The organism is Marinobacter sp. KM021 (assembly GCF_050707965.1).
In the GTDB taxonomy this organism is placed as follows: domain Bacteria; phylum Pseudomonadota; class Gammaproteobacteria; order Pseudomonadales; family Oleiphilaceae; genus Marinobacter; species Marinobacter shengliensis.
Genome location: NZ_CP136129.1, coordinates 3,686,069 through 3,700,800 on the forward strand (window position 1 = coordinate 3,686,069; position 14,732 = coordinate 3,700,800).

The 14,732-nt window shown below is 58.8% G+C and carries 13 protein-coding genes; 10 read left to right on the plus strand and 3 right to left on the minus strand.

The window, feature by feature from the left end; translation table 11 throughout:
* The first annotated feature begins 51 nt into the window (after positions 1-51).
* From RVM24_RS17235 to RVM24_RS17280, 10 genes are all read left to right on the plus strand, one after another.
* A complete protein-coding gene (locus RVM24_RS17235) occupies positions 52-2,244 on the plus strand; it encodes an FAD-dependent oxidoreductase (protein WP_431474444.1) in 2,193 nt (730 codons plus the stop codon).
* On the plus strand, positions 2,231-3,202 hold the full coding sequence (locus RVM24_RS17240; protein ID WP_431474445.1) for a radical SAM protein: 972 nt from the start codon (positions 2,231-2,233) through the stop codon (positions 3,200-3,202). The genes RVM24_RS17235 and RVM24_RS17240 overlap by 14 nt, the downstream gene beginning before the upstream one ends.
* Positions 3,203-3,482: 280 nt before the next feature.
* The gene (locus RVM24_RS17245; RefSeq protein WP_374813990.1) at positions 3,483-4,886 is read left to right on the plus strand and encodes a sodium:solute symporter family transporter; all 1,404 of its coding nucleotides are present in this window, start codon (positions 3,483-3,485) and stop codon (positions 4,884-4,886) included.
* Between the two features lie 239 nt (positions 4,887-5,125).
* Positions 5,126-6,667, plus strand: a complete 1,542-nt coding sequence (istA, locus tag RVM24_RS17250) for an IS21 family transposase (RefSeq protein ID WP_374816283.1) — start codon at positions 5,126-5,128, stop codon at positions 6,665-6,667.
* Between the two features lie 12 nt (positions 6,668-6,679).
* Positions 6,680-7,435, plus strand: a complete 756-nt coding sequence (gene istB, locus RVM24_RS17255) for an IS21-like element ISSpu5 family helper ATPase IstB (protein WP_061332066.1) — start codon at positions 6,680-6,682, stop codon at positions 7,433-7,435.
* A gap of 70 nt (positions 7,436-7,505) precedes the next feature.
* Positions 7,506-8,468: a hypothetical protein gene (locus RVM24_RS17260; protein WP_431474446.1), complete on the plus strand. Its 963-nt coding sequence runs from the start codon at positions 7,506-7,508 to the stop codon at positions 8,466-8,468.
* A 147-nt stretch (positions 8,469-8,615) separates the two neighbouring features.
* On the plus strand, positions 8,616-9,131 hold the full coding sequence (gene ectA, locus RVM24_RS17265) for a diaminobutyrate acetyltransferase (RefSeq protein WP_431474447.1): 516 nt from the start codon (positions 8,616-8,618) through the stop codon (positions 9,129-9,131).
* 178 nt (positions 9,132-9,309) lie between these two features.
* The gene (gene ectB, locus RVM24_RS17270) at positions 9,310-10,578 is read left to right on the plus strand and encodes a diaminobutyrate--2-oxoglutarate transaminase (protein WP_061331308.1); all 1,269 of its coding nucleotides are present in this window, start codon (positions 9,310-9,312) and stop codon (positions 10,576-10,578) included.
* A gap of 50 nt (positions 10,579-10,628) precedes the next feature.
* Positions 10,629-12,080 (plus strand): aspartate kinase, encoded by a 1,452-nt coding sequence (locus RVM24_RS17275; RefSeq protein WP_138437324.1) that lies wholly within the window; start codon positions 10,629-10,631, stop codon positions 12,078-12,080.
* Between the two features lie 242 nt (positions 12,081-12,322).
* Complete coding sequence (locus RVM24_RS17280) at positions 12,323-13,315, plus strand: sigma-70 family RNA polymerase sigma factor (protein WP_431474448.1); 993 nt, start codon at positions 12,323-12,325, stop codon at positions 13,313-13,315.
* A 2-nt stretch (positions 13,316-13,317) separates the two neighbouring features.
* On the opposite strand, the gene RVM24_RS17285 is transcribed toward RVM24_RS17280, so the two are convergent.
* Genes RVM24_RS17285 through RVM24_RS17295 form a run of 3 tightly spaced genes read right to left on the minus strand, consistent with a single transcriptional unit; the run spans position 13,318 to position 14,717 of the window.
* Positions 13,318-13,773, minus strand: a complete 456-nt coding sequence (locus tag RVM24_RS17285; protein WP_061331302.1) for a DUF3429 domain-containing protein — start codon at positions 13,771-13,773, stop codon at positions 13,318-13,320.
* Positions 13,770-14,075, minus strand: coding sequence for a DUF6482 family protein (locus tag RVM24_RS17290; RefSeq protein WP_061331300.1), 306 nt, complete (start codon positions 14,073-14,075; stop codon positions 13,770-13,772). Before RVM24_RS17290 ends, RVM24_RS17285 begins: the two co-directional genes overlap by 4 nt.
* A gap of 57 nt (positions 14,076-14,132) precedes the next feature.
* On the minus strand, positions 14,133-14,717 hold the full coding sequence (locus tag RVM24_RS17295) for a DNA-3-methyladenine glycosylase I (RefSeq protein WP_431474449.1): 585 nt from the start codon (positions 14,715-14,717) through the stop codon (positions 14,133-14,135).
* Between the last annotated feature and the right edge of the window lie 15 nt (positions 14,718-14,732).

Here is a 14,732-nt window from a genome sequence, read left to right on the forward strand (position 1 = left end):
TGTCTTGGCTATAACAGCGTATTGGTTTATTCAATTCTTACGGGCATGGATATGAATCGCAGCAAGCTTTTACTTCTTCTGATTATCGCCGCCATCGTGGGGATCTTCCTCGGATTCGACGGCCATAAACTTCTTACTCTGGAAAACCTCCAGTCGCACCAGAGTGCCATCGGGCAGTGGATTGACCAGAATCTGGTATTGGCCGTCACAGGTTACGCGGTTATCTATGTGGTTGTGACCGCCCTGTCTCTGCCCGGAGCCACCATCATGACTCTGGCCGGTGGTGCCTTCTTCGGCAACCTTTACGGATTGGCGGCGGTCTCCATTGCGTCGACCGTGGGCGCATCCCTGGCCTTTCTGGTTGCCCGGTTCCTGATGCGGGATACCCTGCGTAAGCGCTACGGGGAAACGGTGGCCAAAATGGACCGCGGCATCGAGAAAGACGGCGCGTTCTATCTGGCCACCCTGCGCCTGGTGCCGGTGTTCCCCTTCTTCCTGATCAACCTGGCCATGGGACTGACCGCCATGAAGCTGCGCACCTATGCCCTGGTGAGTTGGATTGCCATGTTGCCCGGTACCTTTGTGTACGTGAACGCGGGCACCCAGCTGGGGCAAATCCAGTCGACCGGTGACATTCTTTCGGCCAACCTGCTGCTGTCCTTTGCCCTGCTGGGGCTGTTCCCGCTGATCGCCAAGTTTGTGGTGGGGTTCATCCGCCGCCGCAAGGTCTATGCCGGCTGGCAGAAGCCGGATCATTTCGACTACAACCTGCTGGTGATCGGAGGTGGTTCGGCCGGGCTGGTATCGGCCTATATCGCAGCGGCCGTAAAAGCCAAAGTGGCGCTGATTGAAAAACACAAGATGGGTGGCGACTGCCTGAACACCGGCTGTGTGCCCTCCAAGGCCCTGATACGCAGCGCCAAGGCGGCCGACACCTTGCGCCATGCTAATCGTTACGGGCTGGAGGCGGTGCCGGTAAAAGGCTCGTTCAAGAACATCATGAATCGGGTCAAGGATGTCATCGCAAAAGTAGAGCCCCACGATTCCCCGGAACGCTATCGCAAGCTCGGTGTGGACTGCATTTCCGGCGAGGCGAGTTTCGTGTCGCCCTGGGAGCTGGAGGTGAAACACAATGATGGCCGCACCCAACGCCTCACTGCCCGCAGCATCATCGTCGCCACCGGTGGCAAACCTGCCGTACCGCCCATTCCCGGCCTGAACGACATGCAGCCGCTGACCTCCGATAATTTGTGGGAACTGGAGGAGCAACCGCAACGCCTGCTCGTGCTCGGTGGTGGCCCCATTGGCTCGGAACTGGCGCACGCGTTTGCCCGGCTTGGCTGCCAGGTGACCCAGGTGGAAAAAGGGGAGCGATTGCTGGCAAAAGAAGATGCTGATGTCTCGGAACTGGTACTCAAACAGTTTGAATCCGACGGAATTGATGTCCGGTTGAAACATTCCGCTGCCGAGTTTCGTATAGAGGATGGAGAGAAGGTCGCCTATTGCGATTATGAAGGCGAGAAGATACGGATTCCCTTTGATCAGGTGTTGGTGGCGGTGGGGCGCGCGGCGAATACCTCTGGCTTGAATCTGGAAAGGATTGGTGTAGACACCTTGCCCAACTGCACCGTGCCGGTGGAAGACGACATGAGTTTGCGGTATCCCAATGTGTTTGCCTGCGGCGACGTGGCCGGCCCGTACCAGTTTACCCATGCGGCGGCCCATCAGGCCTGGTACGCGGCGGTGAACGGTCTGTTTGGCCAGTTCAAGCGCTTCAGGGTGGATTACCGGGTAATGCCCTGGGTGACGTTTACCTCTCCGGAAGTGGCCCGGGTTGGTTTAAGTGAAGCGGAGGCTCAGGAGCAAGGGGTTGCCTACGAGGTCACCCGCTACGGCCTGGATGATCTGGACAGAGCCATCGCCGAGAGCGAAGACCACGGCTTCATCAAGGTGCTCACGCCGCCGGGCAAAGACAAGATTCTGGGTGCTGTGGTTGTGGGTGCCCATGCCGGGGAAATTCTTGCCGAGTTCACGCTGGCGATGAAACATGGCCTGGGGCTGAACAAGATTCTGGGCACCATTCACCCCTACCCGACCTGGAATGAGTCAGCCAAGTACGCGGCGGGTGAATGGAAACGGGCCCATGCGCCCGAAGGCATTCTGAGGCTGCTGGAGAAGCTCCACGGCTGGCGCCGTGGTGGCAAAAATACAAAAGCATTGAGGAGCACCTATGCCCCTGACTGAAACCCGACCGGCACGCAGTAAACGCATTCCGGCCGTGGAAGTGCTGGAACCCCGGGCATTCGACAGCTGGACCCACACCCGCAACGGCGACCCCCGGGGATACATCGACGCGGACAAGCTCAAGGAGCTGTGGATTCACACTGGCACCGCCTGCAACCTGGCCTGCCCCTTCTGCCTGGAGGGTTCACACCCCGGCGATGGTCGCATTCCGGGCATGAAGCTCAGCGATGTGAAACCGTTTATCCGCGAAGCCATCGACATGGGCGTGGAGCAGTTCTCCTTCACCGGCGGAGAGCCGTTCGTGATCCGGGATTTCGTGAATATCCTGGATTACGCCAGCCAGCACCGGCCCTGTTTTGTGCTGACCAACGCCACCGAGCCGCTGCATAAACGGCAACACCAGGTGTTGCCGTTACTGGACAACCCCTACCCGATTCACTTCCGGGTCAGCCTGGATTTTCCGGATCGTGCCCGGCACGACAAGGACCGCGGCGAAGGCAGCTTTGACCAGGCGCTGGAGGGTATCCAATGGTTGATCGAACAGGGTTTCAAGGTATCGATCGCCCGCCAGACCGACCCCGGCGAACACCCGGTGGAGGTGGAAGCCGCGTTCCGTGAGATTTTCCGTCAGTGGAACATTCCGGAGAACCTGGCGTTTACCGCGTTTCCGGACCTGGGCACGCCGGGATCTGAAGACGGCAGCCCGGAGATTACCGAGACCTGCATGGAGAAGTACCCGACCAAAGAGGCCCGTTCCCACTTCATGTGCACCTACACGCGGATGCTGGTGAAGAAGGGAGATCAGGTTCGGGTGTATGCCTGCACGCTGGTGGATGACGACCCGCAGTATGACCTGGGCGGCACGCTGGCCGAGAGCATGGACGAGCGGATTATGTTGCGGCATCACCGGTGTTTTTCCTGTTACCGGTTTGGGGCTAGTTGTTCGGCGCCTGGCTGATTTTCTGTTCCGGGATTCTTGGGTTTTGGAACTTTGGAGTTACGGCTGTTGGGGATGGGGAATGCCCTCCAAAACAAAAATCGTGGATTTTTTAATGGTTTTGGAGGGCATTCCCCATCCCCAACGGCCTTGGTGAGCACCGGTGGTGTGCCGGGAAGCTGTTATCGATGTCGGGGGCGTTGAGCGGTGGGGGGGTTCCAAAACCATTAGAAAATCCACGATTTTCGTTTTGGAACCCCCTCCACCGCTCAATGACCTGCACCAAACAATGGAATAAAAAATGAACATTACTGAAGCCTCCCTGTTCTGGGGATTTCTGTTGGTCTACGGCGTGGTTATGTACGTGCTGTCGCCCAAGAGCAAGAACGCGAATTCGTTTTACAAGGGCGCGGATGATCACGGCAACCCGGTGGGCCAGTGGTCGCTCACGGCGAGTATCTTTATCAGCTGGATCTTTGCCAAATCGGTGACCAACGCCGCCAATCTTGGGGCGGCGTATGGCGTGGTCGGTGGCCTGGCCTATGCCAGTTACTGGTTGTCGATTCCGGTGGCGGGTTACGTTATCTACCTGATCCGCACCCAGACCGGGGCCAGGAGCCTGCAGGATTTCCTGACCTCCCGATTTGGTCGGTTCGCAGCCCTGGCGTTTGCGGCGGCGATCCTCATCCGGTTGTATAACGAAGTCTGGAGTAACACCGCCGTGGTCGGTGGGTATTTCGGCCTGCCTGGTGAGTGGGAATACTACGCTGCGGCGATGCTGTTTACCGTTTTTACCCTGGCGTACAGCCTTAAAGGCGGGCTTCGGTCTTCGATCTTTACCGATGTGATTCAGGCCTTTGTGTTCGTGTTCTTCGTCGGGGCGGTGTTGTTCCTGATTATTCCGGCCAACGATACCAGCGCGCTGCTGACCAACGGCGAGTTCCGCCTGAACGCCGGCTTCGATCTGCTGCTGGTGGCTTTGCTGCAGCTGTTCAGTTACCCGTTCCATGACCCGGTGCTGACCGACCGGGGCTTTGTGAACAAGGAAAAGACCATGCTCAAGAGCTTCGTGGTGGCGGGTCTTCTTGGCTTTGTGGCAGTGTTTATCTTCAGTCTGGTGGGTGTGCATGCGCGTCTCAATGGCATTGAAGCAATGGGCAATGCACCGGCGGCGGTCGGTCAATCCCTTGGTCTGGCGGCGTTGTTCTTTATGAGTGTGGTGATGATGACCTCCGCGGGCTCGACCCTGGATTCCACGTTCACGTCCCTGGCCAAATCCCTGGCGGTGGATTTGCCCCGTCTGGCTCGCCGCGCCAAGGACAAACTGCCGAGTATGCGAGTGGGCGCGGTGGTGATGGTTATTTTTGCTTTCCTGGGCAACCTGCCCATGTTCGCAGGTACCGATATCCTCAAGGCCACGACCATCTCGGGCACCATGGTGATGGGCCTGGCGCCGGTGTTCCTGTTCTATGGCTTTACCCAGTGGTCGCCCTGGAGCTTTCACCTCAGTTTCTGGACCGGGCTCGGGTTGGGTGTTCTGCTGGCGGCGGGCCTCATTCCCTCCAGCTGGGCGATTGGTGATGGTGCCTACGCCATGTTGCTGGGTGTGAATGCCTACGGCTTTCTGATCTGTACGGCGTGTTTCTTCCTGCCTTTGCTGCTGCGGCGCCTGGCCGGAAAGTCTGTGGTTGCTGAGGGCGCGTGATAAAACGGGAGGGATCAGGCAATGGCTGACACAGAAGGGCGCAGCTGCCCGCTGGTGCGTATTCCAGACCAAGGTTGCCACTGATTCCAGACGAAGTCTGCCACCCATTCCACGCGAAAGCTGCCACTAATTCCACGGCAAAGCTGCCACCCCAGCAGACTGCCTGAAGCTCCATCAAAATCGTCCGGCGCGGGATAACTTAACGGTACTCTGACCCTTTTCATCCGGAGATGGGCCAGATGCCAGCGAAGAGGTTATCCATGCGTAAAATCAAAGAAGTCCTTCGCCTCAAGTGGGAGCGAGGGCTGAGCAACCGCCAGATTGCGGCGTCCTGTGGCGTTAGCCGCCCCACCGTAAGCGACTACCTGCGCCGCACGGTTGAGGCCGGTCTGAGCTGGCCGTTGCCAGCGGATCTGGATGAGGCCCACCTGGAGCGGTTGCTGTTCCCGCCGCCACCGGACCTGCCGGCACAGGCCAGAGGTATACCCGACTGGCAACACATCCGTGACGAACTCACGGGCAAGAACGTCACCCTGTTCCTGCTCTGGCAGGAGTACCGGCAAGCCAACCCGGACGGTTATCAGTACAGCTGGTTCTGCGAGCACTACCGGGCCTGGCGGGGCAAGCTGGACCTGGTGATGCGCCAGGACCATCGGGCCGGTGAGAGGCTATTCGTGGACTATGCCGGCCAGACCGTCCCCGTCATTGACCGCACCACCGGAGAGATCCACGAGGCACAAGTCTTTGTCGCGGTGATGGGTGCATCCAATTACACCTACGCCGAAGCCACTTGGAGCCAGACATTGCCGGACTGGGTCGGCTCCCACATCCGGACCTTCGAGTTCCTGGGCGGAGTGCCGGAACTGGTGGTTCCGGACAACCTCCGCTCCGGCGTCAGCAAGGCCCATCGCTACGAGCCGGATCTCAACCCAACCTATCAGGACATGGCCGCCCATTATGGCGTGGCCGTTGTCCCGACAAGAGTTCGCAAGCCCCGTGACAAGGCCAAGGTGGAAGGCGGTGTATTGATCGTCGAGCGCTGGATCCTGGCGGCGTTGCGCCATCGCCAGCACTTCTCCCTGGGGCAACTCAACGCCACCATCCGTGAACTGCTGGAGCGGCTCAACAGCCGCCCCTTCCGCAAGTTGCCCGGCTGCCGGCGCGACCACTTCGAACAGCTGGATAAACCGGTTCTACAGCCGTTGCCGGCAGAACCGTATGTCTACGCAGAGTGGAAGAAGGCTCGGGTGCATATCGACTACCACGTAGCCATCGACGGTCACTATTACTCAGTGCCCTACACCCTGACCAAGAAAGAGGTGGAGGTTCGCATCACCCACAACACCATCGAATGCTTTTACCGGGGCAACCGGATCGCCAGCCACCGGCGCTCAGACCAGAAGGGACGGCACACCACCATCGCCGCGCACATGCCCGAATCCCATCGCCAGGCTGGCGAGTGGTCGCCGGAACGGCTGATCGCCTGGGCAGCCAAGACCGGACCGGCGACGGAGAAGCTTATCCGCACCGCTCTGGGTGCCCGCAAACACCCTCAGCAGGCGTACCGCTCCTGTCTGGGCATTCTCCGGTTGGGGCAGAGCTACGGCGAGTCGCGGCTGGAGGCCGCCTGCCAGCGAGCCCTGATGCTGGGAAGCTGCCGCTACAAGAGCATTGAATCCATCCTCAAACACCGTCTGGATCAGCAGCCTCTGGAAGAGCAACAGGAACTGGCCTTGCCCGATACCCACGACAACATCCGTGGCCCCGCCTACTACCACTGAAGGATCTCTGACATGCTGAAACATCCCACACTGGACAAGCTCCACGCCCTCAAACTGACCGGCATGGCCGCCGCCCTGGCGGATCAGTCGGCCACCCCCGACATCACCGATCTGAGCTTCGAGGAACGCCTCGGGCTGCTGGTCGACCGGGAAATGACCGAGCGAGATAACCGGCGCATGACCAGCCGGTTGCGCCGGGCTAAGCTGCGGCACAATGCCATCCTCGAAGACCTGGATTACCGCTATTCACGCGGCCTAGATAAAGGACTGGTCCAGTCGCTGGCCGGTTGCCAATGGGTGAAGGAACACCTGAATGTGCTCATCACCGGTCCCACCGGGGTCGGGAAAACCTGGCTGGCCTGTGCTCTGGCACATAAGGCCTGCCGGGAGGGTTACACCGCCCAGTACGTCCGCCTGACCCGACTGCTACGGGAGCTGACCATTGCCAAAGGCGATGGCCAATACTCAAAACTCCTGACGAATCTGGCCAAGGTCGACGTGCTGATCCTGGATGACTGGGGGCTGATGAAACTGAGCGCCGAGAATCGGCGAGACTTGCTGGAGGTGCTGGAAGACCGGCATGGCAGGCGCTCCACCATTGCCACTAGCCAATTACCCATCGAGGAATGGCATGGCGTAATCGGTGACGCCACTCTGGCAGACGCCATTCTGGATCGGCTCGTACACAACGCCTACAAGATCAACCTGCGGGGCGAATCCATGCGAAAACAACAGGCAAAGTTGACGGCCACCGAGACTTCGGAGTAAGAAGAGAAACCCCGCGTCGCTACGCTCCGATGGGTGGCAGCCTTGCTCCGGTCCGGGTGGCAGGCTTCACATGGAATGGGTGGCAACCTTCAGCGGTTTACGCACGCTGGCTTACCGCTACCGGCCGGAAGCGCTTTGCGGGGAGCCCTCCCATGCCTCCGAGAGTGTGCTGTATATCGTCGGCGGGCTGTACGGCAACCCCTTTGCCCTGGACGAAATCGAAGCCATGGCGCAGGCGGAGGAGCGCCATGGTCACCGGGTCAAACTGGTGTTCAATGGCGATTTTAACTGGTTCAACGCCGACGACACCTTGTTCCGGGAGATCAACAGCCGGGTTCTGGACCATACCGCGGTTCTCGGCAATGTGGATTATGAGCTATCGCTTCCCAATGCCGGAGCGGGCTGTGGCTGTGCCTACCCGGAGTACGTGGATCAAGGTGTGGTGGCGCGTTCGAACCAGATGATGGAGCGCCTGCAGGCGCTGGCGGATCAACACCCCGATATCCAAAAGAAACTCTCGCTATTGCCAAGATACCGCTGCCTGATCTTTGGAGGCCTAAAGATTTTGGTGTTGCATGGTGACCCTGAGTCGCTGGCGGGCTGGGGGTTGTCCCATGAAGCATTCACCACCGGTAACGACCGGCAGTTGGTCAGTTGGTTTCGCACCACCGGTGCCGATGTGATCGCGTGCACTCACACCTGCCTGCCGGTTCTCTGGTCTGGAGAAGTGGATGGGCGCCCTTGCCTGGTGACCAATAACGGCGCGGCGGGGATGGGTAACCTGCGCTCTGACCCACGCGGTTTGATTACCCGTATTGGCTTTACGAGCCCCTTCTCTGAGCCTGTGGCGGGCTTGGCGCGGCCCGGTTTGCACGTTTCCCTGATGCCTGTGGCTTACGATGTGAATGCCTGGCTGTCACAGTTTGACCGGCTGTGGCCGGAAGGCTCGCCTGCGGCAGTGTCTTATCGGAGCCGCCTGGTGGGTGGAACCAGTCTGGATCCTGGCAATGTGGTTTTTCCTTCCATTCCGTAACCAGTCTGTCACTGGCGAATGCTTCAATTCGGTCTATTCTGAAAGAATCGAGCCCCGGTAGTCCTTGGTGGCTGTTGGGGGCGACTTGAAATATATTTTGTGGTCTATATAATTCAACTCTAACTTTTGAAGCGAATTGATCACGTTATGACATCAGAAGGATCGAATACCACCGCCATCACCTTGCGCAAACCCACCAAGGATGATGGCTACAGGCTCCACCAGCTGGTCGCGGAATGCCCGCCGCTGGACCCCAACTCGATTTACTGCAACCTGTTGCAGTGCAGCCACTTTGCCGAGACCGGCGTGGCCGCGGAGAAGGGCGGCGATCTGGTCGGCTTTATCTCCGGATACATCCCTCCCCAACAGCCCGAGACCGTGTTTGTCTGGCAGGTGGCGGTTCACGAGAAAGGTCGTGGCCAGGGCCTCGCCAAGCGGATGCTGAAGGAAATCGTAGGCCGGGGCGCGTGCAAGAACGTCACGCACCTGGAAACCACGATTACCGGAGACAACGAGGCCTCCTGGGCGCTGTTCCGCTCATTTGCCCGGGACCTGGGAGCCGAGCTCACCTATCACGAGCACTTCGAGAAAGAGACCCACTTTGGCGGCAAGCACGATTCCGAGTTCCTGCTGCGCATCGGGCCTTTCACGAAACCTGTCTGAGAGCCCTGATTCACAACATGTGAATCGCCGACTGCGAATCTGAACAGCCGGCAGGCCACCCGGGGTGGGCCTGCCAGACGGCTGACATCAACGCACGGCGGGCCTGTTGCGACCGACACGTTTTACCAGCAGGCCTCCGCGCATTTACCTCGAACCTGACATGCTAAGAGGCAAGACAATGGAAATTTTCAAGTCCACTGAATCTGAAGTACGCGTTTATTCCCGTGCCTTTCCGGTGATTTTCAACCGCGCCAAGAACGCGCACCTGTACACTGAGGACGGCAAGCAGTACCTGGACTTCCTGGCCGGTGCCGGATCCCTGAACTACGGCCACAACAACGATATTCTGAAAAAAGCGCTGCTTGAGTACATCGAAGCGGACGGCGTGAGCCAGGGCCTGGATATGTTTACCACCGCCAAGCATGACTTCATGGAGGCCTACAAGAAGTACATCTTGGATCCCCGTGGCCTGGACTACAAGATGCAGTTCACCGGCCCCACCGGCACCAACTGTGTGGAAGCGGCCATGAAGCTGGCCCGTAAGGTCAAAGGCCGCACCGGTATTATCTCGTTCACCAACGGTTTCCACGGTGTCACCATGGGTGCGGTTGCAGCAACCGGTAACAAGCACCACCGTGGTGGTGTCGGCACACCGCTGGGTAGCGTTGATTTCCAGTTTTACGATGGTTACCTCGGTGAAGACATCGACACCCTGATGATCATGGACAAGGTGCTGTCCGACAGCTCTTCCGGTGTTGAATTGCCGGCGGCAGTGATTGTCGAGGCGGTTCAAGGCGAGGGCGGTCTTAACGCAGCCCGTGCCGAATGGCTCAAAGGCCTGTCTGACCTGTGTAAGAAGCACGATATCCTGCTGATTCTGGATGATATCCAGGCGGGCAACGGCCGCACCGGTGAATTCTTCAGCTTTGAATTTGCCGGCATCAAGCCGGACATTGTAACCGTGTCCAAGTCGCTGTCCGGTTACGGTCTGCCGATGGCGCTGGTGCTGTTCAAGCCGGAGCTGGATGTTTGGGAATCCGGTGAGCACAACGGTACCTTCCGTGGTAACAACATGGCGTTTGTCACGGCCCGTGCCGCGGTAGAAACCTACTGGAAAGACGACAGTTTCGCTAACGAAGTGAAGGCCAAGACCAAGGTGCTGGGCGACGCCCTGCAGGCGATCTGCGACAAGTACCCGAGTGAGTTCAAGATGAAGGGCCGGGGCCTGATGCGTGGCATTGAGGCGACCCATGCGGACATCACCGGTGCCATTACCAAGCGTGCTTTCCAGAAGGGCCTGATCATCGAGACCAGTGGTCCGAACGACGAAGTCATCAAGTGCCTGATGCCGCTGACCACCAGCGAGGAGGACTTGCGCCTGGGAGCCAGCCTGCTGGCCGAGTCTGTTGATGAAATCATGCAGGAAGGTGTGAGCGAGGCGTCGTAAGGCGCCCGTCATCCAGACCATTCATTCCGCAGGATAGCGAAGGCAAAAATATGACTACGGCACAGCATACCGTCGAGAAGATCGGCGGTACCTCAATGAGTAATTATGAGGCCGTTCGCGACAATATCATTATTGGTAAACGCAAGAAGAGCGACCTCTACCAGCGGATTTTCGTGGTCTCCGCCTACGGTGGCGTGACCAACGAACTGCTGGAGCACAAGAAAACTGGCGAGCCGGGCGTATACGCCCTGTTCGCAGACGCTGAATCAGACTGGGCCTGGGGCGACGACCTCACCAAACTGATCCAGTTCCTGACCGACATCAACGGCGAACTGTTTGAAGACCCCATGCTCAAACAGCAGGCTGACCAGTTCATTACCGACCGAATTGAAGGGGTGCGGGGTTGTCTGATCGACCTCCAGCGTCTGTGTTCCTATGGCCAGTTCCAGCTGGAAGAGCATCTGCTGACCGTTCGGGAAATGCTCGCCGGAATCGGTGAAGCCCACAGTGCGTTCAACACCGCCCTGAAATTGCAGCAGGAAGGCATCAATGCGCGCTTTGTCGACCTGACCGGCTGGCGCGACAGCGAACTGCTGCCTCTCGACCAGAAGCTCAAGCAGGCGTTCGACAGCGTTGACCTGACTCGCGAACTGCCGATTGTCACCGGCTACGCTCAGTGCAAGGAAGGCCTGATGCGAACCTTCGACCGGGGTTACAGCGAGATGACTTTCAGCCGGGTGGCGGTGATCACCAATGCCCGTGAAGCCATTATTCACAAGGAATACCACCTGAGTTCTGCTGACCCCAATATCGTGGGCGAAGAGAAAGTGGTCCCCCTGGGGCGCACCAACTACGACGTTGCCGACCAGCTGGCCAACCTTGGGATGGAGGCCATCCACCCCCGCGCCGGTAAGGGCCTGCGCCAGAATGAGATTCCACTGCGGGTGATGAACACCTTCGAGCCCGAGCACACCGGTACGCTGATCACCGGCGATTACGTCAGTGAAAAGCCGCAGGTGGAAATCGTGGCCGGCGCCAAGGGCGTGTTCGCCATCGAAGTGTTCGATCAGGACATGCAGGGCGAGCCGGGCTCCGACCGCCGTATTCTGGATGTGCTGAATCGCTTCAAAGTGCGCTTCATGTCCAAGGACACCAACGCCAACACCATTACCCATTATGTGGACACCACGCTCAAGCATGTGAAGCGTGTGGTCAAGGCGCTGGAGGAAGAATTCCCCAATGCCGAGATCAGTACCCGCAAAGTGGCCCTGGTGTCTGCCATCGGCAGTGATATGAAGGTGCCGGGTATCCTGGCACGCTCTGTAAAATCGCTGGCGGACCAGGACATCAGCGTTCTGGCGATTCACCAGTGCATGCGCCAGGTGGATATCCAGTTTGTGATTGAAGAGGACCACTACAACCAGGCGATTGTGGCCCTGCACGGTGCTCTGATTGAACCCCACAATCACGAGTACGCCATTGTGGCGGCTTCAACCACCTGAAGAATTACCCGCCGGCAAAACCGGTCGCTTTGCCGGTGGGTAATGGAGGACGTCTTGCCTCCTGATCGGGCGCCCGGTCGGCCGTTTTGCCCGGTGTTTTTCACCGGGTAAGTAACATGGCCGGGCGTGACCGATCTCCTCACTTCCCCGCTCGTTTGTATCGGTTTTCCACGCCTTCCAGGGCAATCTGCCCGCCCGACCTCACCGTATATTCGACAAAGTTTCAACGGGTACCTTAGCCAATGCAGATACATGATCGGCAGGGACCGTCTCCGACTCTTCCCCACGATGGTGAAAGGGATTCCCTGGTAGGGTTGTACTTCAGGGATGCGTCCCGACATGAACTTCTCAGTGATGATGCGGAGCGCCGCCTGGCGCGGCAGCTGATTCGCAGTTTAAGGGTGATCAGCCAGGAACTCTGTTTGCCCGATGACACACCACAAACCCTTCGGGAAGTGGTTGGTAGCCTGGGCGACGCCTGTGCCTTCTCCAGCCGCAGTCGCCGGGCCTATCACCTGGCCATGGCCTGCCGGCGCCGGCTGATACAGTGCAACCTGAGGTTGGCGGTGCACATCGCCCGCCGTTACAGCCAGCACGGTATCCCCATGTCAGACCTGATCCAGGACGCCAATGTGGGTTTGATCAAGGCGGTTGAACGATACGACCCGGCTAAGGGTTTTCGTTTTTCAACCTATGCTTACTGGTGGATCAGCGAGGAGGTGCGCCGTTGCCTGCAGCGTGGCGTGCGGGTAGTGCACACACCGGAGAACGTCGTCGAGGAAATACGTCAGCTCCAGAAAACCTCCATGCGATTACACCAGGCCCTGGGGCGCACGCCATCGCAGACCGAGCTGGCCAAAGCCATGGAGGCCTCGCCCTCGCGGATCGGCGAACTGAGAGCGCTGGCCGCCCGGGAAGTGTCCACCGATGTGCCTTTGCTTGAAGACGGTACCATTACCCTGGGCGACAGCCTCGCCAGTGGCGAAACCATGTCTCCGGACCATCCACTGCGGCAGCGGGACCGACAGATTACCTTGCAGGCCATGATGGGTGAGTTGACTGAGCGGGAGAGGGATATTCTGTCCCGACGCTACGGGCTGGGTGTATCCGAACCGGAGACGCTGCAAACCCTGTCGGATCAGTTGGGAATCAGCCGTGAGCGGGTACGCCAGATAGAGAAGACCGCGTTAAAGAAGCTGCAACAGTGGTTTTCGGAGCCGAACAACGGTGCCTGACCTCAGGCACCGTGACTAAGATAGAACCACACGCCGACGGTCACCTGGCAGGCCAGTACCACGGTGGTCAGCACCAGGCGCAGTCGCAGATACCATGCCGGCCAGTAGGGCCGCATCCAGCGAGCGTCGACGATGTACAGCAGCAGGTAGGCGGTGGTGTACAGGGCAATCTTGTGGGGCGTTTGTAATAGCAGCCCTACTCCGGCGGCGACGAAAAACAGCTGGCTGAGTAACATCGACACCAGTGGTGACTGGGGGTAGGAGCGGTTCTCCAGTTGCAGTGCGATGGTCCAGTAAATGCCGGCCATGAACGCGAGAATGCCCGCACTGTACGCGTAGAACCAGCTCAGGATGATGATGCTTTTCCCCGGCATTGCAAACAGGCCGGCGGTTCCTGCAAGAAACGGTATCAGGCCGGCTATGCCGACCAGGATGGCGAGACGGGCAACTGCAATCACGACCGTTGCCTCTGAACCTGTATCCGCATGGGTTCGAATTCTGTTGGCTCCATGCCCACCATTTCATGGTAGGCGGACGGGTGAACAATCTGGGTTTCACGCACGTCCAGATCGCTCAGGGTGTCCTGCAGTTGCCAGGCGCTGCGAAACAGGCGTGTTTGCCCTTTGTCGTCAGACAACAGCATCAGGCCATCCGGCCCGTGCAGTCTGGCCATGTAATGCTGGCCTTCCAGTGAAATGATCTCCAGCAGTTCAATAACCGGCTGCTCGAGGTTCCTGAGTTGGTTGAGGGTGATGCGCACGGATTGGCTCCCGAAATGGTGTTACCCAGGGATTTACGTGCAACCGCTCCGGTAAGATCATTGTGACAGCTCAAAGCAGGCCTGATAGGCCGGGCATTGAACCAGATGATCATTCACCATGCCTGTAGCCTGCATGAAGGCGTAGACGATGGTCGGGCCAACGAACGTGAAGCCGGCTTTCTTCAGGGCCCTGGACATGGCCTCGGATTCTTTGGTGATCGCCGGAACTTCCTCGAAACGTTGCCAGGTGTTCTGGATTGGCTGGTGATCAACGAACTGCCAGAGAAACGAGGAAAAGCCAATGCCCTGTTCCTGCAGTTCAAGGTAGCGTCGGGCATTGTTGATCACCGAACGTACTTTCAGTCGATTACGGATGATGCCCGGGTTCTGCAGCAGGCGTTGCAGGTCTTGCTCGGTAAAGCGGGCGACGGTTTCCGGATCAAAGTTGGCATAAGCGTCGCGATAGCTCTGTTGCTTTCGCAGGATGGTGATCCAGCTCAAACCTGCCTGCTGGCCGTCCAGACACAGCTTTTCAAACAGCGCCTGGTCATCGTACTCCGGGCGGCCCCAGACGGTGTCGTGGTAATGCACGTAGAGTGGGTCGGTGCCGCACCAGGGGCAGCGCTCGGTGTATTGGGTCATAACAGTGAATCCCGG

Coding starts and splice junctions, on each gene's coding strand:
- RVM24_RS17235 (WP_431474444.1), top strand. CDS start 52: ATGAATCGCAGCAAGCTTTTACTTCTTCTGATTATCGCCGCCATCGTG.
- RVM24_RS17240 (WP_431474445.1), top strand. CDS start 2,231: ATGCCCCTGACTGAAACCCGACCGGCACGCAGTAAACGCATTCCGGCC.
- RVM24_RS17245 (WP_374813990.1), top strand. CDS start 3,483: ATGAACATTACTGAAGCCTCCCTGTTCTGGGGATTTCTGTTGGTCTAC.
- istA (WP_374816283.1), top strand. CDS start 5,126: ATGCCAGCGAAGAGGTTATCCATGCGTAAAATCAAAGAAGTCCTTCGC.
- istB (WP_061332066.1), top strand. CDS start 6,680: ATGCTGAAACATCCCACACTGGACAAGCTCCACGCCCTCAAACTGACC.
- RVM24_RS17260 (WP_431474446.1), top strand. CDS start 7,506: ATGGAATGGGTGGCAACCTTCAGCGGTTTACGCACGCTGGCTTACCGC.
- ectA (WP_431474447.1), top strand. CDS start 8,616: ATGACATCAGAAGGATCGAATACCACCGCCATCACCTTGCGCAAACCC.
- ectB (WP_061331308.1), top strand. CDS start 9,310: ATGGAAATTTTCAAGTCCACTGAATCTGAAGTACGCGTTTATTCCCGT.
- RVM24_RS17275 (WP_138437324.1), top strand. CDS start 10,629: ATGACTACGGCACAGCATACCGTCGAGAAGATCGGCGGTACCTCAATG.
- RVM24_RS17280 (WP_431474448.1), top strand. CDS start 12,323: ATGCAGATACATGATCGGCAGGGACCGTCTCCGACTCTTCCCCACGAT.
- RVM24_RS17295 (WP_431474449.1), bottom strand. CDS start 14,717: ATGACCCAATACACCGAGCGCTGCCCCTGGTGCGGCACCGACCCACTC.